General features: G+C 66.3%; 18 protein-coding genes and 1 riboswitch. Of the genes, 9 read left to right on the top strand and 9 right to left on the bottom strand.

Features of this window, described 5'->3' with window-relative positions:
• Positions 1-2: 2 nt before the first annotated feature.
• From LDB29_RS24350 to LDB29_RS24340, 3 genes are all read right to left on the bottom strand, one after another.
• A complete protein-coding gene (locus tag LDB29_RS24350; protein ID WP_257557305.1) occupies positions 3-1,580 on the bottom strand; it encodes a tetratricopeptide repeat-containing sulfotransferase family protein in 1,578 nt (525 codons plus the stop codon).
• A complete protein-coding gene (locus LDB29_RS24345) occupies positions 1,577-2,533 on the bottom strand; it encodes a sterol desaturase family protein (protein WP_257557303.1) in 957 nt (318 codons plus the stop codon). The genes LDB29_RS24350 and LDB29_RS24345 overlap by 4 nt, the downstream gene beginning before the upstream one ends.
• Before the next feature lie 87 nt (positions 2,534-2,620).
• Entirely contained in the window at positions 2,621-3,556 is a 936-nt protein-coding gene (locus tag LDB29_RS24340) for a LysR family transcriptional regulator (RefSeq protein ID WP_025546599.1), read from the bottom strand.
• A gap of 134 nt (positions 3,557-3,690) precedes the next feature.
• On the opposite strand from LDB29_RS24340, the gene LDB29_RS24335 reads away from it, so the two are divergent.
• Entirely contained in the window at positions 3,691-4,734 is a 1,044-nt protein-coding gene (locus LDB29_RS24335; protein WP_257557301.1) for an isopenicillin N synthase family oxygenase, read from the top strand.
• On the opposite strand, the gene LDB29_RS24330 is transcribed toward LDB29_RS24335, so the two are convergent.
• The 3 genes from LDB29_RS24330 to LDB29_RS24320 form a co-directional block, all read right to left on the bottom strand.
• Positions 4,705-5,304: a hypothetical protein gene (locus tag LDB29_RS24330; protein WP_137709044.1), complete on the bottom strand. Its 600-nt coding sequence runs from the start codon at positions 5,302-5,304 to the stop codon at positions 4,705-4,707. The two genes, LDB29_RS24335 and LDB29_RS24330, sit on opposite strands and share 30 nt — an antisense overlap.
• Positions 5,305-5,333: 29 nt before the next feature.
• Entirely contained in the window at positions 5,334-6,314 is a 981-nt protein-coding gene (locus tag LDB29_RS24325; protein ID WP_257557299.1) for a sterol desaturase family protein, read from the bottom strand.
• A gap of 329 nt (positions 6,315-6,643) precedes the next feature.
• The gene (locus LDB29_RS24320; RefSeq protein ID WP_025546607.1) at positions 6,644-7,150 is read right to left on the bottom strand and encodes an MgtC/SapB family protein; all 507 of its coding nucleotides are present in this window, start codon (positions 7,148-7,150) and stop codon (positions 6,644-6,646) included.
• A gap of 340 nt (positions 7,151-7,490) precedes the next feature.
• A riboswitch (cobalamin riboswitch) is annotated at positions 7,491-7,681 on the top strand.
• Positions 7,682-7,872: 191 nt separating this feature from the next.
• On the opposite strand from LDB29_RS24320, the gene LDB29_RS24315 reads away from it, so the two are divergent.
• From LDB29_RS24315 to cobU, 7 genes are read left to right on the top strand one after another with little or no spacing between them, the layout of a single operon-like run.
• Positions 7,873-8,280: a DUF1636 domain-containing protein gene (locus LDB29_RS24315; RefSeq protein ID WP_257557298.1), complete on the top strand. Its 408-nt coding sequence runs from the start codon at positions 7,873-7,875 to the stop codon at positions 8,278-8,280.
• The gene (gene cobT, locus LDB29_RS24310; protein WP_257557297.1) at positions 8,277-9,293 is read left to right on the top strand and encodes a nicotinate-nucleotide--dimethylbenzimidazole phosphoribosyltransferase; all 1,017 of its coding nucleotides are present in this window, start codon (positions 8,277-8,279) and stop codon (positions 9,291-9,293) included. The genes LDB29_RS24315 and cobT overlap by 4 nt, the downstream gene beginning before the upstream one ends.
• Positions 9,290-9,853, top strand: a complete 564-nt coding sequence (locus LDB29_RS24305) for a histidine phosphatase family protein (RefSeq protein ID WP_257557296.1) — start codon at positions 9,290-9,292, stop codon at positions 9,851-9,853. Before cobT ends, LDB29_RS24305 begins: the two co-directional genes overlap by 4 nt.
• Positions 9,850-10,560 carry an adenosylcobinamide-GDP ribazoletransferase gene (locus LDB29_RS24300; RefSeq protein WP_257557295.1) on the top strand — a complete coding sequence of 237 codons (711 nt, stop codon included), beginning with the start codon at positions 9,850-9,852 and terminating at the stop codon, positions 10,558-10,560. Before LDB29_RS24305 ends, LDB29_RS24300 begins: the two co-directional genes overlap by 4 nt.
• The gene (locus LDB29_RS24295; protein WP_257557294.1) at positions 10,557-11,534 is read left to right on the top strand and encodes a threonine-phosphate decarboxylase; all 978 of its coding nucleotides are present in this window, start codon (positions 10,557-10,559) and stop codon (positions 11,532-11,534) included. The genes LDB29_RS24300 and LDB29_RS24295 overlap by 4 nt, the downstream gene beginning before the upstream one ends.
• Entirely contained in the window at positions 11,527-12,462 is a 936-nt protein-coding gene (cbiB, locus tag LDB29_RS24290) for an adenosylcobinamide-phosphate synthase CbiB (protein ID WP_137709117.1), read from the top strand. Before LDB29_RS24295 ends, cbiB begins: the two co-directional genes overlap by 8 nt.
• Before the next feature lie 5 nt (positions 12,463-12,467).
• Entirely contained in the window at positions 12,468-12,971 is a 504-nt protein-coding gene (gene cobU / locus LDB29_RS24285; RefSeq protein ID WP_137709116.1) for a bifunctional adenosylcobinamide kinase/adenosylcobinamide-phosphate guanylyltransferase, read from the top strand.
• Positions 12,972-13,005: 34 nt separating this feature from the next.
• Here cobU and LDB29_RS24280 read toward each other — a convergent pair whose 3' ends face one another.
• From LDB29_RS24280 to LDB29_RS24270, 3 genes are read right to left on the bottom strand one after another with little or no spacing between them, the layout of a single operon-like run.
• On the bottom strand, positions 13,006-14,382 hold the full coding sequence (locus tag LDB29_RS24280; protein WP_137709040.1) for an efflux transporter outer membrane subunit: 1,377 nt from the start codon (positions 14,380-14,382) through the stop codon (positions 13,006-13,008).
• Positions 14,379-17,522 carry an efflux RND transporter permease subunit gene (locus LDB29_RS24275; RefSeq protein WP_044660813.1) on the bottom strand — a complete coding sequence of 1,048 codons (3,144 nt, stop codon included), beginning with the start codon at positions 17,520-17,522 and terminating at the stop codon, positions 14,379-14,381. The genes LDB29_RS24280 and LDB29_RS24275 overlap by 4 nt, the downstream gene beginning before the upstream one ends.
• Positions 17,523-17,534: 12 nt before the next feature.
• Positions 17,535-18,665: an efflux RND transporter periplasmic adaptor subunit gene (locus LDB29_RS24270; RefSeq protein ID WP_171009960.1), complete on the bottom strand. Its 1,131-nt coding sequence runs from the start codon at positions 18,663-18,665 to the stop codon at positions 17,535-17,537.
• A gap of 243 nt (positions 18,666-18,908) precedes the next feature.
• Between LDB29_RS24270 and LDB29_RS24265 the strand changes: the two genes are divergently transcribed.
• A complete protein-coding gene (locus tag LDB29_RS24265; protein WP_044660811.1) occupies positions 18,909-19,637 on the top strand; it encodes a response regulator in 729 nt (242 codons plus the stop codon).
• The last annotated feature ends 4 nt before the right edge of the window (positions 19,638-19,641 follow it).

Raw genomic sequence — 19,641 nt, 5'->3', positions numbered from 1 at the left:
TTTCAGTCGATGGAAATGCCGGATCGTTCGAAGAAGCGTCGAACGGGTTCCAGGACCTGCTCATGCCGTTTCCACCGCGCAACCGCGTCGCGGTAGATCGGCCGGCGGACCTGCGCCGCGCTGGGCGTGGAAACCGGCGCATCATTGGTGTGGAAGGACAGGCACTCATCCGCCCATTCCAGACCGCAATGGGCGAGCAGGCGGCGGCTCTGGCCTTCCTGGTCCGCCACAAGATCCTCGTAGCGCAGTTCGATGACCCGCCCCGGCAGGACTTCGCGCCACAGGGCCATCAGCCGGTCGAAGCGGACGTAGTAAGCGGCGATCTCCAGAAGGTCGTAGCTATAGTCATAATAGCGCGAATTGACGGCAAAGAGATTGCGGAAGTTGCTGAGCACCGTGTCCATCGGGTGGCGACGGAGGCAGACGATGCTGGCTGCCGGGAGGGCCCGCGCAATGAACCCGGCATAGTGGAAATTACCCGGAAACTTGTCGATGAACCTCCGGCCCGGGGCGCGGCGGTGATGGCTGGCGCGTTGCAGGAAGTCGCGGCCGATCGCGCCCATGTCGCTGGCGGCAGCCGTGGCGATCGTCTCCGGGTCCATGACCGTGGGCGTGCGCGTGCCTGCCGCCTTCTTGACGGCGAGCGGCATCGCTTGCAGTTCCCCGGCGCTTTCGACGTCAGGGTGAGACGAGAGAATGCGGTCGACCAGCGTCGTGCCGGTGCGCGGCATCCCGATGATGAAGATCGGCGCATCTCCGGGGGCGTCGTTCACAGGAGCCGCGGCGATGCTCGGCCAACTCGCCTCTATCGCGTCGAAGGTCGCTGCATCGCGCGCAAATTCGTAGCGCAACGTCCGGCGATGCTCGGCATTGACCGCGCAGAGCCGTTCCAGTGCTTCTTCCGGGCGGCCGAGATCTTCGAGTTCTTTCGCCAGAGCATAGCCCAGCAGCAGCCTGCCCCGTCCGTCCCCGGTGGTGGAGTGGACCTTCGCGAGGCGCTCGACATGATTATGCCCGGCTGACTGCTTGCGCAGGCTGGAGAGAAGGTGATGGGCACGGGCATCATCCGGCGCCAGGGCGATCAACGCCTCCAGCGCGGCTTCGGCTTCCTCCGTCCGGCCGAGGAAGTTGAGCGTCACGGCCTGGTTGTAGCGGAACTGCCTGTTCCCGGGTTTGAGCCGCACCGCTGCCGAAAAATGACCGAGCGCGGCCGGATGGTCGCCAAGGCGGGCATAGACGCAGCCCATCGTGTCGCGGCTCAGGGCATCGCCGGGCAGGGCCTGCTCTGCGTCGTGGAGCACCGCGGCGGCGTCCCCGTCCTGCCGGACGAGGGTGAAGAGCTTGGCAAGCTGCGCGCGATATTCGCCTTGGGGATCGAGTTCGATCGCGCGGCCGAGATGCTGGATGCCCGCATGGACGCGGCCGATGCTCGATTCTGCGACGCCAAGGAGGAAGTGACCTTCGGCATCGCCGGGATTTTCCGACACCAGCGTCGCGGCCAATCGCTGAGTGGCATCGATATCGCCCCGGGCGAGCGCGCTTCGCGCTGCGATGGCCTGACCGGAGCGGGCCGCCATCATGCCGCGGCCTTTGCTCCCGCAGCGTCCCGGTCCAGATCATCGGCCGGGCCTGCCTCAGCCAGTGCGCCGCGTGGCTGCTTGGCTGCGCGCCAGACCTTGAATTTCTCGATCATCGGCGCGAAGGGGAACATCGTCTGCTCCCGGATGGTCAGCCGCTTGCGGTCGTCCTGCCCGACGAAAATGCCCTCGCCCTCGCGATATGTTCCGAAGATGCGATCCAGCAGGATCAGCGAGTTGCCGTAATTGCAACGCGTGCTCTCATAGTCGGTGGAATGGTGCAGGCTGTGGTGCCTGATCGTCGTGAAGAAGAAGGAGTACCAGATCGGGGGGTCGGCGCGCACATTGGCATGGGCGAAGACGGAGATGACGCCCATGGCGTTCAGGGCTGCGAAGATGGCCGTCTTGTCGAAATCGAACAGCGCGACGACGCTCAGGCTGATCAGGAACAGCTCGATCGGGTTGCCGACGGCGCCCTTGGCCGCATTAAGCTGGGTGATATGGTGATGCGGCGCATGGGTCAGCCAGAAAGGCGTCCAATTGTGCATCAGCCGATGCATCCAATACTGTCCGAATTCGATGAGGAAGATCACCATTGCGACCTGCGCCAGCCAGGGCAGATGGCTCGCCCATGCCGTGGTCAGCCCCAGCGAGGCCTTGAGGGCGACCAGCGGTTCCTCGGCCAATTTCTGCGTCAGCCAGGCGATCACGGTCGCGCTGAGGACCGAATAATAAAGGTCCGTCAAGAACTCCCGCCTGTTCATGCGCCAGCCGGCATGACGTTCGTGCACAGCCTCCAGCAGCAGGATGGCGATCACGATGAGGGGAGAAGTCACGGTGAGAGCCCAGGGATGCTCGACCAGAGACCTTGGCCCGCACGCCCAGAAGCTGAGGACGACCGCGATCATGGCAGGCGGGATCAGGTTGAATAGCCGGTCTTTGAGGCTGGTTTCCATGCCGCAGCTCCTGTCAGTGCATGCACACTGCGCTGCGCTGCGTCATGAAGGGAGGTGGAAAATCCCGATGAAAGCCATAGACTGGATTTATGCCCGTTGCGCACGCACGCGCCGGATGACCTCATCCCAGAAGAGCTGCGTGGCTGTGTCCCGCGCCGGTTCCGACCGGGCAAGCAGGAAGATGTCGTAAGCGGGCTCGAAATCCGCGAACAGCATGGGCCATAAACGGCCGCTTGCAACGTCACTTGCAGCAGCGGCGGTGGGAAGGAAGCCGATCCCTACGCCCATGTTGATAAGTCGCCGCGCCTCATTGATGTCCTCCGCAAGGCCGCTCACCACGGTGCCGAGCCGATAGCGCCGGCGCAAATGGGTGATCGCCTCTATTTCATCATCGCCGGTCAGGACGAAACCCTGATCCTTCAACTCGCCCAATCGGCTCACCCGATAGCCGAAATAGGGGCTGCTGCGCGAACAATAGAGCTGCTGACGCTCGATCAGCAGCGGTTCGTACATCAGGCTTCCCCGAACGCTGCTGTCATAGCCCACCCCGATCTCCACCTCCCCCTGCTCCAGCGCATCGAGAAGCTGACGCCAGGGAGAGACACGGATTTCGATGTGGATGGCCGGATTGCGCCGGTGAAAGCTGGCAATGGCTTCGTCGAACTCGGCGGACACCAGGCCGGACACGATCTGGATGCGGACGATGCCCTCGACCCGCTTGGTCGCCTGCGCGATCACATGGGGCATCATTCGGGCGGATTCCAGCATGTCCTCGCACAGCGCCATCATCGCCTTGCCGGCCGCGGTCATCTCCACGCCGGTGGCGGTGCGGTGGAGCAGCGCCGTCCCGACATGGTCCTCCAGCCGCTTGAGCGCCGCGCTGATGCTGGGCTGCTGCCGGTTGAGCCGTCGCGCCGCCGCGCCTATGCCGCCGGCGCGAACGATATCCACGAAGGTCCGCATGAGGTTCCAATCGACCCGGCTGGCAAATTTCCTGTCGATCAGCGGCGTTCTATCGTTCATGCGCGTGCTGCTTTCGTGGAAGATATAGCGGCTCTTCATAGGCGGTGGACTGCTCCGCTCATAGATCAAATCGATGGAAATCATAGCATGGGTCCATCTATCGCTATGCCCCGGGGGATTTACGCTCCTCATCCATGACACAGCACCATGCCCTGCCGCTCGTCGACATTTCGAAACTGGATAGCCCCAGGCTTGAGGATCGGCTTTCCGTTGCCCGTGAACTCGACCGCGCCTGCGTGGAGGCAGGGTTCCTCTACATAGCGGGCGCGCAGATGGACGATGCCTTGTTCCGCAGGATCGTCGCGCGCGCGCAGGCTTATTTCGCGCTCGACGCCGACACCAAGATGAAGAGCTATATCGGCCTTTCGGAAAACCACAGCGGCTATGTGCCGGTGGGAGAGGAGCAATTCGCCGCCGGCCAGCGCGACCTCAAAGAGGCGTTCGACGTCAATTGCGACTATGTGCGCTCCGAGGGCAGGCGACCGCTGCTGGGTCCGAATCTGTGGCCCGAAATGCCGGGCTTCCGCGAAGACGTGCAGGCTTATTACCGCCATGTGACGGGCATCGGAGGCCAGCTTTTCCGCGCTTTCGCCCTGGCGCTCGGGCTCGACGAAGATCATTTCCAGGCGCATCTGCGAAATCCCCCCAGCCAGCTTCGGCTGATCCATTATCCCTTCGACGCGACGGCTGAAGACCGCCAGGGCATCGGCGCGCATACCGATTACGAATGTTTCACCCTGCTGTTCGCAACGGCGCCCGGTCTCCAGATCATCGACCGGCAGGGCCAGTGGATCGACGTTCCCCTGGTCGAGGGCACGATGATCATGAACATCGGCGACATGATGGAGATACTCTCCAACGGCCGCTATGCCGCGACACGGCACCGCGTGAAGAAGGTCAGGGAAGAACGCTATTCCTTCGCGCTCTTCCACGCCTGCGACTATGATTATGTCGTTGCCCCGGTCGTGCGCGGGGAGGAGCCCCGTTACGCCGCGCTCAAGGGCGGCGAGCATCTGTTCAACCAGACGGCGCAGACCTTCGCCTATCTGAAGCGCAGGATCGCCAGCGGCGAACTCGTGCTCGAAGGCGCCCTGCCGCTCGATTCCTTCGGCCCGGCCAGCAGCGCAGCCGAACCGATGCAGCCATCGTCAACTCAGCAGGCTCTTTCTGAACAGTGATTTGACGAGCCGACCCTCCAGAATACGTCCCACGACATAGAGCGCGGCGAACAGGCCGGCGAAGACATAGGCCGCAGTGGGCTTTGGCGCCTTGCCATCCTCCTTGTTCTTGTCGTCCTTCTTGGGCTTTTCAGGCGCCGGCGCGCCCAGCGCCTTGTCGATCCAGTGCTGCGGCAGGACCTTGTCCTTCTTGTCGTCCTTTTTCACCGTCTCCTGCGCCGCTGGCTTTGCGAGCTTGCCGGCGACGATCGTCAGCCCGGCGAAGCTCAGGAACAGCAGCGGCGCCAGGAAGCAGAACAGCAATGCCCGGCTGGTCAGGCAATAGCGCAGCACCGGCCCGGCTGGCTCCCTCTCGATCCTGAGAATGCCGCCATCGAAGATGGACATCCTGTCCTGCGCGGCCTGATCCTTCTTGCTGAAGGTCAGCGTGTCGCCAATACGCTCATGGCTGGTGCCGGCCTGACGGAACAGGGGCCCGAGCCTGGCCATGGCTTCATCGGCCGATTGCCCGGAGGCGAGCGCCATGCTGCCCTTTATATGCCAGATCCAGTCCAGGAAACGCGCTGTCACATGACCCCCTTTTTGCAAGAGCAGTTGCCTTATTCAGCCGGCACCGCCGCTGGGCGGCCGTAGCGTTCCTTGATCGTCTTCCAGCCTTCGGTGAAGGGATAGGTCATCTGCTCGCGGATCGACATCCGGCGTCCGCCCTCCAATCCCAGCAATTCGGCCTCGCCATCGACGCAGGTTCCGAAGATGCGATCGATGAAGATATAGGTGTTGGAATAATTGCTGCGGGTCGCTTCGAAGTCCTGCGAATGATGCAGGCTGTGATGTTCGGTGGTGTTGAACAGGAAGCGCCACCAACGCGGCGTGTTGAAGCGGACATTGATGTGCTGATAGGTGCCGATCGCCAGACCGAAGGTGCCGGCAAGGAGGGCGGCCCTCGGCAGGAAGTCGAAGAACCCGCCAATGCCCAGCCCGATCAGGAAAAGCTCGACGGGATTGCCGACCGCGCCTTTGTTGATGTTCAACTGGGTGATGTAATGATGCACCGAATGGGGCAGCCAGAGCGGATACCAGTTATGCATCCCCCGGTGCATCCAATATTGCCCGAAGTCGAAAATGAAGGAGATCAGGAAAGCCTGCACCAGCAGCGGCAGGCCCGTGAACCACGCCAGCTTGTCCCAGTCGAAACTGTGCAGGATGGCCTCGATCACCGCACCGCTGCCGATATAATGTTCGACAAGGTCCAGAATGGTGTAGCCCAGCCCGACATAGAAGAGATCGGTGACCAGTTCCTTCCACGTCAGGCGCCAGCTCTCATAGCGCGGGCTGACCCATTCGAGCGCCAGCAGCAGCACCCTGAAACCGATGCCGATCCCGATGGCGGTGGACGCCTTGGCGATGGAATTGGGCGCATAGTACCAGAAGGCGATGAGCGCGAACAGCGCCGTGGGCTGGAACCAGGTGAAGATGAACTGCTTGAGCGGTCCGCCTTCCACCCGGCCTATATTTTCCCACCCGATGATGACGGGCGCCTGTGCGCCTATCACTCTCTTGCCTACGCGAACGCCGTCCATATGCTGACCTCGAGATGCTGCCTCGTCCCTGCGGGCGTGTCCGCCTCGCCAAGGCGACGAAAATGATGTTCGCAGTTCATTGAACTTCATGTCGTTTCAGCATCGGGAAGACGCGCCCAATGCGCCAGATGCGATTAAGGTATATGCCCCATAGATGCTGCCTATGCCCTTCCGACCCGGCGGCGATGGATCATGCGCCGGCTATTCCGATCCGCGCAGATGACGGCGCGGTTTCGGGAATGACGATCCGTTAGGGCGAAGGGGCAAAGGGGCGACGGACCATGGGCGGGCGATTTCCGGCTGCTCGTTTCAACGCATCTTGCCGGCTTTCAGTTTTCGCGCTCCGGGGCGGACCCGCGCCGGTTGGGCATGGTCATGGAATCGGCGTCCGGATCGTCCGATCCGCTCTCGCGCGGACCGATATGCTTTTCGAATATGAGCAGCAGAGAAAGCAGCAGCAGCGCGATCAGCGACCCTGCCAGCACGAGGACATATTGGCCAGCGCCCGCCGTGATCCCGACGGCAGCGGCCATCCACAGGCTTGCCGCCGTGGTCATGTTGCGTACATCTCCGCCGCGCACGAAGATCAGGCCGCCCGCGATGAAGCCGATGGCCTGGGCAAGGCCCTGAACGACGCGGATCGGGTCGCTGTCCTTGTGGACTTCCGCCAGTTCCAGGGCGGACAGGGTCAGCATGGCCGAACTCAGCGATACCAGCCCGTGGGTGCGCAGGCCCGCATCATGGCCGTTGCGTTCGCGCTCGAACCCCAGGGCGAGCCCCAGCAGGGTCGCGAGAAAGAGGCGGACGAGCGTGGTGCCGAGGTCGTTGGCCAACATAGCCATAATACCCGCGAGAGGCGCACCCGTTCCCGTGAATGCGGGCCGAATGGGAAAGCGGCTGCGCGCCTGCCGCTCAGCGTTCGGTGATGTCGGAACGGATGTGCGCGATCAGGTCGTTGACCAGCATGTCGTTTTCAGCCGTGCATGCGAACAGGCGGCAGAACCAGTCCATCCATCGCGTCAGAATCGCCATGGCCCTCTCCCTATCGCCCGATAATAGCAGTTCACGCAGGTGAAGAGAAGCTTTGCCATTGCCCGGCCGAGGGCAAGTCGCGCGATTGGAGCGGGCTGGGCCGGCTTTGTTTTTCCACCCTTGCGATTGGACGAAGGCGGCTTTATCAGCGCTGGTGCGACAGGTTCCCCGCAAGGGGATGAAAAGGGAAGTCGGGTGGAACGCCCGCGCTGCCCCTGCAACTGTAAGCGGCGAGCCATCCGGCCATCGCGCCATTGGGCCATGAAGGTCCGAGAAGGCGGCCGGAAAGCATCGACCCGCGAGCCAGGAGACCTGCCTGACGCCGTCGTTCTTCGACCGGACAGGGTGTGCCGGCCGAACGGGGGTTCCCTCGCTGAACGACAGCCATCGCCTTGCCGGTTGGACCGTGCGGGGGAAGGCCTGTCGCCTGCCTGGTGCCGGACCGTCCTCCCTTGCCCGGTTCCCGTCGGGGCACATGCCGTCGGGCGGGAGGATGTGGAATGACTGATTTGCGGGGCGATCGCTGATGCTGCGGGCCGTGGGGCCGGGGGCTTCGGTCGTCGTCTGTTCGACCTGCCGCCTTTCGGGGGAACAGCGGGAGGATGCTGCCGGACGGCGCGGCGGCGCCTTGCTGGCGGAGGCGCTGCACAGGGTACGCGATGGCGATCCCGCTTATGCGTCCGTCGCTGTTCAGGACATGCCCTGCCTCTTCGCCTGTCAGCGCCATTGCACGGTACATGTGCGCGGAACGGGCAAGATCGGCTATGTGCTGGGCGACTTCACGCCGGATGAGGAAGCCGCGCGCGCGATCCTGGATTATGCCCTGCGCCATGCCCAAAGTGACGAGGGCGTGGTGCGCTATGCGGACTGGCCCCAGGGGGTGAAGGGGCATTTCATCGTCCGCACGCCGCCCGAAGGCTTCGTCTGTTCATGATCCGGTTCAACGACCGCGCGGCCTTTGCCGCCGCGCTGGCCGCCCTTCCCGCCCCGGATGCAGACGCCACCGAATCCGCGGCGGCGCGGCAGCGGGTGCTGACGAAGCCGGCCGGTTCGCTTGGGCGGCTGGAGGAGATCGCGCTTTTCATGGCGGGTTGGCAGGGGCGGGAACGCCCCCGGGCGGAGCGCATCCGCGCCGCGATCTTCGCCGGCAATCATGGCGTGGCCGCGCGCGGAGTCAGCGCCTTCCCGGCCGAGGTCACCGCCCAGATGGTGGCGAATTTCCGTCATGGCGGCGCGGCGATCAATGCGCTGGCCCAGGCCTGCGGGGCGGAGCTGGCCGTCGTCGCGCTCGATCTGGAACGGCCGACGGAGGACATCTGCGTCGCGGCGGCCATGAGCGAGGCGGATTGCCTGAGCGCGATCAATGCGGGGGCGGCGGCGGTGGAACCGGGACTGGACCTGCTGCTGCTGGGCGAGATGGGCATTGCCAACAGCACGCCGGCGGCGGCGCTCTGCGCGCAGGCCTTTGGGGGTGCTGCGGCCCATTGGGTGGGACGGGGGACAGGCGTGGATGGCGACGGGCTGGCGCGCAAGGCCGAAGCTGTGGCGCGGGCGCTCGCCCTGCACGGGGCGCATTGCGCCGATGCCTTCGACACGTTGCGCCGGCTGGGCGGGCGAGAGATCGCGGCGCTGGCCGGTGCGGTGCTGGCGGCGCGGATGCTGCGCGTGCCGGTGATGCTGGACGGGTTCATCGGCTGCGCGGCGGTCGCGCCGCTGGCGAAGGACAATCCGGCGATCGTCGGGCACTGCATGGCCGCCCATATGTCGGCGGAGGCGGGGCATGAACGCCTGCTGGCCGCTCTGGCGCTGGAGCCGTTGCTGCGGCTCGACATGCGGCTGGGCGAAGGAAGCGGCGCGGCGGTCGCGGCGCAGATCGTGCGTTCCGCTCTGGCAGCGCATGGCGGCATGGCGACCTTTGCCGAAGCGGCGGTGGCAGGTGCGCTATGAACGCCTTTCCCCTCCACCTGATGCGCCATGGCGCGCCGCAGCTTGCCGGACGGTTGCTCGGCCATCTGGACGCCCCGCCGGAAGCGGAGGGGATCGCCCTCTGCATCGAGCGGGCGCGGCATCTGGATTTCGCGCGGGTGGTGACATCCGACCTCGCCAGGACGCGGGCGCCGGGCGCGGCGATCGCGGCGGAGCGGGGTATCGAACTTGACGTCGACCGGCGCTGGCGGGAACTGAATTTCGGGGATTGGGAGGGTGCGGACCCCGCGCTCCTGCCTGTGGAGGATCTGGCGCGCTTCTGGGACGATCCGGACGGATTTCCGCCGCCTGGGGGCGAAAGCTGGACCGACCTACGCGCCCGGATCGGGGACGGGCTGGACGTGCTTGGCGAGCCGGCGTTGGTGGTCTGCCATGCCGGGGCGATACGGGCGGCCCTGGCTGTGCTGTGCGGTTTCGACGTGCGGCAGGGCTGGGCGGTGGACCTGCCCTATGGCGCGGTGCTGAGCCTGCGGGTCTGGCCGGAAGGGCGGTCGGGACAGATTACGGGCCTGATCGCATGAAGCGGCTGGTGCTGGCCCTGCAATTGATGACGCGCCTGCCGTTGCCCGCGCAGGATGTCGATGAGGGGGATTTCGCCGCCGCCATCCGCTGGCTGCCCGCAACGGGCATTGCCGTCGGGCTGGTGGTCGCGGGCGGTGCCGGGCTGGGCATGCGCATCGACCCTTGGGCGGGGGCGCTGTTCGGCCTGGTCGCCTGGGTGGCCGTGACGGGTGCGCTGCACCTGGATGGATTGGGCGACATAGCGGATGCGGCGGGGGCGGCGCATGGCGATCGGAGCCGCCTGTCCGCCGTTCTGGCCGATCCGCATATCGGCAGCTTCGGCGTTGTCGCCATCGGCCTGCAACTGGCGGCCAAGCTGGTGCTGTTGCAGCTGTGGCTGGAAAGCTTTCCGCCATGGATGCTGGCGGCCGTGGCGATGGTGGCGCGCATCGGGCCGCTATTCTGGACGCGCTGGCTGCCGCCGCTCCATGAAGGACTGGCCAGCCGTTTCCGGGCCGGGTGGCGGGCGGAGCCGTTTATCCTCTGGTCGATATTGGGGCTGGCGCTGGGTTATCGGGAGCCTGCCCTTTTGGCGGCGATCCCGTTGATCCCGCTTTGGGGTCTTTGGCTGAGCTCGCGGATCGGCGGCATCTCCGGGGATGGGCATGGCGCCGGCATCGAACTGCTGGAAAGCGCCCTGCTGCTGGCGATGGCGGTGGCGCGATGAGCGGCTTCACCTGGCATGGCGGCCGCCTGGCCGAAGCGCGGGGCGCTTATGGCGGGCAGGACTGGATCGACCTCTCGACCGGGATCAGCCCCCTGGCTTGGCCGGGGTCCGATCATCTGTCCATCGACTGGCGGCATTTGCCCGATCCGCACGATCTGGCGGCGATGGAGGCGGCGGCGGCAGCCTGTTTCGGGGTCGATCCCGATCATCTTTGCACCGTGCCCGGCAGCGAGGCGGGATTGCGGCTGGTGGGGCGGATGCTGGACATGCCCGCACGATGGCTCGTGCCCAGCTACCGCACCCATGCGGAGATTTTCGCGCATGGCGCCCCGATGTCCGCCGATGAAGAACCGCCTCGCGAAGCGATCGCCCTGCTGCTCGCCAACCCCAACAATCCCGACGGCCGCATCCTGCCGCCTGCCCGCCTGCTGCAATGGCTGGCCCGGCTGGAGGAGCGCGGAGGATGGCTGATCGTCGACGAAGCCTATGCCGACGCCGTGCCTTCATGCAGTCTGGCGGGCGAAGTGGGGGATGGGCGGCGGCTGATCCTGTTGCGGTCCTTCGGTAAATTCTTCGGGCTGGCCGGTGTCAGGCTGGGCTTTGTGCTCGGGCCGCGAGAGGTCGTCGCACAGCTGCGGCGGATGCTGGGGGAATGGCCGGTTTCGGCGGCGGCGGTCGCGTTCGGCGGCGCGGCCTATCGCGACCGGAACTGGATCGACGGGACAGTGACGGCGCTGGGCGAGCACGCGGCGCAACTGGATGGTTTGCTGGCGCGGCACGGATTGGGGGCGCGGGGCGAATGCCCGCTATTCCGTCTGGTGGAGGTGGAGGATGGGTGGGCCCTGTTCGACAGGCTGGCGCGGCGTTCGATCCTGACGCGCCCCTTCGAGGAGGACCGGCGCTGGCTGCGGATCGGCCTGCCTGCCGATACGAGGGCTCTCGCCCGTCTTGACCGGGCGTTGGCCGATGGGTGAGCCGGTGGCCCTGGCGGCGCTGATGCTGGATGCGGCGCTTGGCTGGCCGGGCTGGCTGCATGCGCGGATCGGCCACCCGGTGGGCGGTTTCGCCCGGATCATCGGTGCGGCGGAGCGGCGATGGAACCGGGAGGCGTGGAGCGGCCCGGTGCGCCGCTGGACGGGAATCGCCCTGCTGTTGCTGTTGCTGGCCGTGGGCGGGGGTGCCGGTCTGGCTTTGGAATGGGCGATCCGCCGCTGGGGCGGGTCCATGGCCTGGCCATGGCTGGCGCTCGCCGCATGGCCGGCGCTGGCGCAGAACAGCCTCTATGTCCATGTGGCGCCGGTGGTTCGGGCTCTGGCGCGCGGGGATCTGGATGCCGCGCGGCAGGCGGTGGCCCGGATCGTGGGCCGCGACACGGCCGCGCTGGATGAGGCGGGCGTTGCACGGGCCGGCATAGAAAGTCTGGCCGAAAGCTTCTGCGATGGCGTCGTGGCGCCGCTGTTCTGGCTGCTGCTGCTCGGTCTGCCGGGAATATGGGCCTATAAGGCCGTCAACACAGCCGACAGCATGATCGGGCACAAGGAAGCGCCCTATACCGACTTCGGCTGGGCGGCGGCCCGCTTCGACGATTTGTTGAACTGGGTGCCGGCGCGGCTCTCCGGCTTGATCCTGTGCGTTGCGGGCGGCGGCGGATGGGCCGTGTTGCGGCGGGATCGCCGGAAGCATGCCTCGCCCAACGCGGGATGGCCGGAGGCGGCGATGGCCGGCGCGCTCGGCATCCGGCTGGCGGGACCGATCCACTATGACGGCGTGCTGCACGACAAACCATGGATCGGCGCGGGTGGGGAAGCGGACGTCCGCGCGATGCGGGCCGCGCTCCGGATCTATTTGCGCGCCTGCCTGCTGCTGTGGGTCCTGGCCGCCATTTGGGAGAATGTCGGATGACGAGAATGCTGGTGCTGGGCGGATGCCGGTCCGGCAAGAGCCGCTATGCGCAGCAACGCTGCGAGGCTGTCGGGAACGGGAACCTGGCCTATATCGCGACCGCGCAGGCCTTCGACGCGGAGATGGAGGAGCGGATAGCGCGCCACAAGGGTGAGCGTGGAAGCCGCTGGCTGACCATCGACGCGCCCATGGACCTGCCCGCCGCCCTGTCCAAAGCAGCGCGCCGGGCAGATGCCGTCCTGGTCGATTGCCTGACGCTGTGGCTGACCAACCTGATGCTTGCCGAAGAGGATTTGGCCAGCGCCCGGGCAGCGCTGGCGGAGGCGATGATGGCCTGTCCGGTTCCTGTCGTGCTGGTGAGCAATGAAGTGGGCCTCGGCATCGTGCCGGACAATGCCCTGGCCCGGCGGTTCCGGGACGAGGCGGGCTGGCTGAACCAGCAGATGGCGGCCCTGTGCGAGGACGTCATATTGATGGCCGCCGGCTTGCCGCTGCGGTTGAAGGGCTAAGGTCAGGCGGCGTAGGTTCGGCCAGCCATGGCGATCACCCTTCCCGAAAATCGGCCCCGATGACCCGGTAGAGCAGGATGCGGTTCCTGATCAGCGCCAGGTTCGTCGCGATCGCGCTTTGCTGCGCATTGTAGAGGCTTCGCTGGCTGGTCAGGCTGTTGAGGAATGGGTCGATGCCCGCGCGATAGCGTTCCTCGGCCAGCCTGTAACTGCGCTGGCTGGCGAGGACCAGACGCTGCTGGGCGGCCTGCTGCTCGTCAATCGTGCCTTCGCGCGCCAGTGCGTCGGATACTTCCTGAAAGGCGGTCTGGATCGCCTTTTCATATTGGGCAAGGCTGAGGTCGCGCTGCGCCTTGCTATATTCGAGATTGCCGCGAGCCGCGCCGCCGAAGATCGGCATGCCGACGGACGGCGCCGCCGACCAGGCGAAGCCGTCGCCCGTGAAAAGCGACGACAGCGCCGAACTGGCGACGCCGATGGCCGCGGTCAGGCTGATCCTCGGGAACATCGCGGCGCGCGCCGCGCCGATGTCGGCATTGGCGGCCTTCAGCTGATGTTCGGCCTGCAGCACGTCCGGCCGCTGGAGCAGCACGTCGGAGGAAAGGCCCGCCGGCACCTTCGCAATGCTGCCGGTCAGTTGCTGCAACGACCGGGGCAACAGCGCATCCTCGACCGGCGCGCCGGCCAGCAGGTCCAGCGCGTTCCGGTCCTGCGCCACCTGGGTGACGTTCGCGGCAATGTCGCTGCGCGCCTGTTCGACCGTGGTTTCGGCCTGATGGACGTCCAGCTTGCCGATCAGCCCCGCGCCGTTCAGCGACCGGGTGAGGGCAAGCGTCCGTTCGGCGCTCGCCAATGTCTGCCGGGAAAGGTCGAGATATTCCTGATCGGCGGCCAAGGTCGCATAGGCCGTGGCCGTTTCCGCGATCAGGGCGATGCGGGTCGCCCGCGCCCCTTCTTCGGTCGCCAGATAGGATTCCAGCGCCGATCGGGCCAGGTTCTTCACCCGGCCGAACAGGTCGATCTCGAACGCGCTGAAACCGATGTCGGCGCTGTAACTGTCCTGGCGGGCGTCGTTCCGCCGGGAAAAGCTGGCTGCCGCCTCGCCGGTGACGGCGGGCAGCCGTTCGGCGCGCTGCACCCGGTAGAGCGCCCGGGCCGCCTCCACATTGGCGAGCGCGGCGCGCAGGTCGCGATTATTGTCCAGCGCACGCCCGATCACCGTCCTGAGGCTGGGATCGCCGATCAGCGCGGTCCAGGGCAGGCCGGGCCTTTCCGTCGCGGCCGCGGGCGCATAGGCCGGGCCGCCGGGGAAGCCGGCGGGCACCGGGGGCGTGGGCCGCACATAGGTCGGCGCCATGTTGCAGGCCGACAGGGCCGCTCCCCAGGTTAGGATGAGGAAGGCGCGCCTCATGCCGGAACCTCCGTGGCGTTGGCGGCGGGGGAGGGCGGGTTCTTGCGGTTGAAGATGCGCATGATCGTCAGGAAGAAGAGGGGGACGTAGAAGATGGCGAGCACCGTCGCGGTCAGCATGCCGCCGATCACCGCCGTGCCGATGGCGACGCGGCTCTGCGCGCCCGCGCCGCTGGCGATGGCGAGCGGAATGACGCCCGCGATGAATGCCAGCGACGTCATCAGGATCGGGCGGAAGCGCAGGCGCGCGGCCTCCAGCGCGGCGGACATGGCGTCCTTGCCCTGCAGATAGGCGAGTTCCGCGAATTCAACGATCAGGATCGCGTTCTTGGCGGCGAGGCCCATGGTGGTGAGCAGGCCGACCTGGAAATAGATGTTGTTCTCCAGCCCGCGCAGCGTCACCGCCAGCACCGCGCCGATCAGGCCGAGCGGGATCACCAGCAGCACGGCGAGCGGGATTGACCAGCTTTCGTAGAGCGCGGCGAGGCAGAGGAACACGACCAGCACAGACAGGCCGTAGAGCAGCGGCGCCTGCCCGCCGGAAAGCTGCTCCTGATAGGATAGGCCGCTCCAGGCATAGCCGGTGCCGGGGGGAAGCTGTTTTTGCAGCTTCACCATCTCGTCCATCGCCTCGCCCGAACTGGAACCGGGCGCGGCCTGCCCCTGGATTTCATAGGAAGACTGGCCGTTATAGCGCGAAACGGTGGTCGGCCCCATCGTCCAGTGGGTGGTGGCGAAGGCGGAGAAGGGCACCATTTCCCCCGTCGTGGCGGAGCGCACCTGCCAATTGTCGAGATCGGTCGGCAGGGCGCGGAAGGGCGCGTCGGCCTGCATATAGACGCGCTTCACCCGGCCGCGGTCGACGAAATCGTTGATATAGGTGCTGCCCCAGGCGGCGCTCAGCACATTGTCGACGCTGCTCTGGGTGAGGCCGAGGACCGCGAGTTTCTCGGAGTCGATGTCGACCTTGAGCTGCGGCGTGTCCTCCAGCGTGGCGGCGCGCACGCCGGCCAGTTTCGGGCTGCCGGTCGCCGCCTTCATGAGCTGGTTGCGCAGTTCGAGGAAGCGTTCGCGGCTGAGGCCGCCGGTGTTCAGCAGTTCGAAGGTAAAGCCGTTGGACTGGCCCAGCCCGCGAATGGAGGGCGGAGTCATCGCCAGCGCCTTGGCATCGCGGATCGCGGCGAGTTGCTTCGTGGCGCGGTTCGCGATCATGGTCGCGCTGTTGGCGGCTCCCTTGCGCTTGTCCCACGGCACGAGGCTGACGAAGCCCTGGGCGGTATTCTCACCCTGCCCGGCGAAGCTGAAGCCCTGGGTCACGAAGATGAAGTCGACATTGTCCTTCTCGTCATTGACGAAGTAATTCTGGATCTGGTCGATCGCGGCGCTGGTGCGGGAGGATTTGGCGCCGGCGGGCAATGTGACCTGAACCATCACCTGGCCCTGGTCCTCCACCGGCAGGAAGCTGGTGGGCAGGCGGACGAATAGCAGCCAGAGCAGGCCGAGCATCACCGCATAGCCGATCCAGAAGACGGTCCGCCGGCCGATGAAGCCATTCAGCCGCGCCATATAGCCATGGGTGACGCGGCCGAACCAGCGATTGAACTTGCCGGTCCATCCCCGGTCGCGTTTCTCATGCGAAACCGGCTTCAGGATCGTCGCGCAGAGGGCGGGCGAAAGGATCAGCGCAACGACCACCGAAAGCAGCATGGAGGAGACGATGGTGATCGAGAATTGCCGGTAGATGACGCCTGTCGACCCGCCGAAAAAGGCCATGGGCAGCAGCACGGCGGACAGGACCAGCGCGATGCCGATCAGGGCGCTGCCGATCTCCTCCATCGACTTGATGGTGGCCTGCCGCGGGGAAAGTCCTTCCTCTTCCATGATGCGTTCGACATTCTCGACCACGACGATGGCGTCGTCGACCAGCAGGCCGATGGCCAGCACCATGCCGAACAGCGTCAGCGTGTTGATCGAATAGCCGAACAGCGCCAGCACGCCGAATGTGCCGAGCAGCACCACCGGAACGGCGATGGCGGGCACCAGTGTCGCGCGCCAGCTTTGCAGGAAGATGAACATCACCACCACGACCAGAGCGACCGCCTCGATCAGCGTCTGGACCACTTCCTCCACCGACAGCTTGATGAAGGGCGTGGTGTCGCGTGGATAGGTGACGGTGTAGCCATGCGGCAGGTTGGTCGACAGTTCCCGCACCTTCGCCTTGACCAGTTCGGCGGTCTTGAGCGCGTCGGCGCCCGGCGCGAGCTGCAACGCCATGCCGGAGGCGGGATGACCGCTGAGGCGCGCGGAGGAGGTGTAGCTTTCATTGCCCAGTTCGACCCGCGCCACGTCCGACAGGTGGACGACCGATCCGTCGCTCTGCGTCTTGACGATGATGTTGCGGAACTGCTCGGGCGTCTGCAGGCGGGCGCGAGCGGTGACGGTGGCATTGAGCTGTTGCCCCTCCGGCGCGGGGTCGGCGCCGATCTGGCCCGCCGACACCTCGACATTCTGGGCCGCGATGGCGCTTTGCACGTCCGACGGCATCAGCTTGACGGTGGCCAGCCGGTAGGGGTCCAGCCAGATGCGCATCGCATATTGCGATCCGAAGATCTGGGATGAACCGACGCCGTCGACGCGGGCGATGGCGTCCTGGAAATTATTGACCAGATAGTCCGCGATGTCGGCCTGCGACGCCGTGTCGGTCCTGTCGTAAAGGCCGACGACCATCAGGAAATCGGTCTGGGACTTGGTGACGGTCAGGCCCTGCTGCTGCACGGCATTGGGCAGCCGGCTCAGCGCCTGCTGCACCTTGTTCTGCACCTGCACCTGCGCGGTGTCGGGATCGGTGCCCTTCTTGAAGGTAACGGTGATCCGCGCCTGTCCATTGGCCGTGGACGAGGAGGAGAAGTACATGAGACCGTCGATGCCGGTGAGCTGTTGCTCGATCACCTGGGTGACGCTGGTCTCCACGGTTTCGGCCGCCGCGCCGGGATAGTTGGCGCTGATGTTGACCGACGGGGGAGCGATGTCCGGATATTGGGCGATCGGCAGGGTCAGCATCGCGCCCAGGCCTGCCATCATGATGCCGATGGCGATGACCCAGGCGAAGATCGGCCGTTCGATGAAAAAGCGGCTGAGCAAGGTCCCGGCCCCTTATTTCGCGGCCTGGTCGACCGGAACGGCCTTGACCGTGTCGCCGGGCTGCACCTTGTCCGTGCCCTCGACGATCAGCCTGTCGCCTCTCCGCAATCCGTCGGTGATCAGCCATTTGTCGCCCACGGCCTGCGCGGCGGTGACGGTGCGCCGTTCGACCTTGTTCCCCTTGTCCACCACCAGCGCGGTGGCGTTGCCCTTGGGATCGCGGCTGATGCCCTGCTGCGGCACCAGTATCGCATTCGGCACGACCGACTGCGGCGCGACCACGCGCACGAACATGCCGGGCAGCAGCAGGCCGTCCGGATTGGGGAAGCGGGCGCGCAGCGTGACGGTGCCGCTGTCGGGATCGACGATGGGCTCGGCAAATTCGATGCGGCCTTCCAGCGGATAATCGGTGCCGTCGTCCAGTTTCAGCCGGATCGTGGCGCTGGCGGGCAGCGCCTTGCCCGCCGCCAGCGCGCGGCGCAACTGGAGCAGCTTTGCGCTCGATTGCGTCACGTCGACGAAGATCGGGTCGAGCTGCTGGATGATGGCGAGCGGCGTCGCCTGGCTGGCCGTCACCAGCGCGCCGGGCGTCACGGCGGACCGGCCTATGCGCCCGCTGATCGGCGCCCGGACCTGCGTGAAGTTGAGGTTGATGCCCGCCGTCTGAAGCGTGGCGCGGGCCTGTTGCACGGCGGCGGCGGCCTGACGGGCCGTGGCGATGACGTCGTCGCGATCCTGCGCGCTCACCGCCTCGCTCTGGCCTAGCGTACGGTAGCGACTGGCCCTTGCCTGCGCGGCGGCGGCGGTCGCCTGCGCGCTGGCCAAGGTGGCCTGCGCCTCGTCGCGGGAGGCGCGGTAGAGCGAGGGGTCGATCTGGTAGAGGGGCTGGCCCGCCCTGACCGTCGAACCCTCCGCGAACAGCCGCTTCTGGACGACGCCGGCGACCTGCGGCCGGACCTCCGACATCATGGTGGAGGCGGTGCGGCCGGGCAGTTCGGTGGATACGGTCACGTCCTGCGCCGCCAGAGTCACCACCCCGACCTCCACCGGTCCCTTTTTCGGCGCCTCCTTGTGACCGCAGGCGGCGACAAGGACGCAAAGCGCCATGGAGGCGGTCCGAAGGGCGGGGAGGCGGCTGGGCATGGTCGTCGGGCGGGTCCAGAATGAAGATGGGGACTTCGCCCGGCGCAGGGGGAGGGAGGGGCGCGCCGGGCGAAGGTCGGCTCCTCCAAGGGGGCGCCGACCTGCTCCTCATCCCTCTTCATCATGTCGCATGGTAGAGCGACTTTTCATCCGGTTGGATCATTGTGTAGCGGATTGTATCGATATGTAACGGCCGCCGCCGCGAGCGCAGACTTGCCGCGCGAATGCGGTTAGAAGGAGACGATGCCCGATATGCCGCCATCCCGCCCGTTCCGCGTGATCGTCGTCGATGATGATGAGGACATAAGGGGGCTGATCGTCGGACAGCTTGCGCAGGACCATTATGAGGTGGAGGCGGCCGGCAGCCTTGCCGAGTTGCGGGGGCTCATGGCGGCGGGGGCGGTCGACCTCATCGTGCTCGACCTCAACCTGCCAGACGGCGACGGCCTGTCGCTGTGCCGGGAATTGCGGGGGCAGGGCAATGGGGTTCAGATCATCATGGTGACGGCGCGGGGCAGCGCCATAGACCGGGTGCTGGGATTGGAACTGGGCGCGGACGATTATCTGACCAAGCCGTTCGAGCCGCGCGAGCTGCTGGTGCGGGTCCGCAACCTGCTGCGGCGGTCGCGCAGCGAGGAGCCGGCGCGGCAGAAGACGGCGCGGATCGCCCGCTTCGGATCGTGGCGGCTCGACCTGTTCCAGCGGCGGCTGATCGCCAGCGACGAGCGGCTGATCATGCTCTCCTCCGCCGAATTCCGCCTGCTGTCGCGCTTCATCGAGGAACCCAATGTGGTGCTCTCGCGCGAGGCGCTGGTGCCCGAACGCCGGGCCACGGCGGCGTTTGACCGGTCCATAGACCTGCAGGTCAGCCGGTTGCGGCAGAAACTGGCCGACAGCCCGGGCGGCGACGGCCTGATCCTGACGGTGCGGGGCGAAGGCTATGTGCTGGCGAGCACGGTGACCTATGAATGACGGG

The sequence above is a fragment of the Sphingobium sp. CFD-2 genome, assembly GCF_024611135.1.
Taxonomy (GTDB): domain Bacteria; phylum Pseudomonadota; class Alphaproteobacteria; order Sphingomonadales; family Sphingomonadaceae; genus Sphingobium; species Sphingobium fuliginis.
This window is presented reverse-complemented; position numbering and strand designations above follow the sequence as displayed.

Coding starts and splice junctions, on each gene's coding strand:
- LDB29_RS24345 (WP_257557303.1), bottom strand. CDS start 2,533: ATGGAAACCAGCCTCAAAGACCGGCTATTCAACCTGATCCCGCCTGCC.
- LDB29_RS24320 (WP_025546607.1), bottom strand. CDS start 7,150: ATGTTGGCCAACGACCTCGGCACCACGCTCGTCCGCCTCTTTCTCGCG.
- LDB29_RS24300 (WP_257557295.1), top strand. CDS start 9,850: ATGAAGCGGCTGGTGCTGGCCCTGCAATTGATGACGCGCCTGCCGTTG.
- LDB29_RS24265 (WP_044660811.1), top strand. CDS start 18,909: ATGCCCGATATGCCGCCATCCCGCCCGTTCCGCGTGATCGTCGTCGAT.
- cobT (WP_257557297.1), top strand. CDS start 8,277: ATGATCCGGTTCAACGACCGCGCGGCCTTTGCCGCCGCGCTGGCCGCC.
- LDB29_RS24315 (WP_257557298.1), top strand. CDS start 7,873: ATGCTGCGGGCCGTGGGGCCGGGGGCTTCGGTCGTCGTCTGTTCGACC.
- LDB29_RS24305 (WP_257557296.1), top strand. CDS start 9,290: ATGAACGCCTTTCCCCTCCACCTGATGCGCCATGGCGCGCCGCAGCTT.
- LDB29_RS24350 (WP_257557305.1), bottom strand. CDS start 1,580: ATGATGGCGGCCCGCTCCGGTCAGGCCATCGCAGCGCGAAGCGCGCTC.
- LDB29_RS24270 (WP_171009960.1), bottom strand. CDS start 18,665: ATGCCCAGCCGCCTCCCCGCCCTTCGGACCGCCTCCATGGCGCTTTGC.
- LDB29_RS24335 (WP_257557301.1), top strand. CDS start 3,691: ATGACACAGCACCATGCCCTGCCGCTCGTCGACATTTCGAAACTGGAT.
- cbiB (WP_137709117.1), top strand. CDS start 11,527: ATGGGTGAGCCGGTGGCCCTGGCGGCGCTGATGCTGGATGCGGCGCTT.
- LDB29_RS24325 (WP_257557299.1), bottom strand. CDS start 6,314: ATGGACGGCGTTCGCGTAGGCAAGAGAGTGATAGGCGCACAGGCGCCC.
- LDB29_RS24340 (WP_025546599.1), bottom strand. CDS start 3,556: ATGAACGATAGAACGCCGCTGATCGACAGGAAATTTGCCAGCCGGGTC.
- LDB29_RS24280 (WP_137709040.1), bottom strand. CDS start 14,382: ATGAGGCGCGCCTTCCTCATCCTAACCTGGGGAGCGGCCCTGTCGGCC.
- cobU (WP_137709116.1), top strand. CDS start 12,468: ATGCTGGTGCTGGGCGGATGCCGGTCCGGCAAGAGCCGCTATGCGCAG.
- LDB29_RS24295 (WP_257557294.1), top strand. CDS start 10,557: ATGAGCGGCTTCACCTGGCATGGCGGCCGCCTGGCCGAAGCGCGGGGC.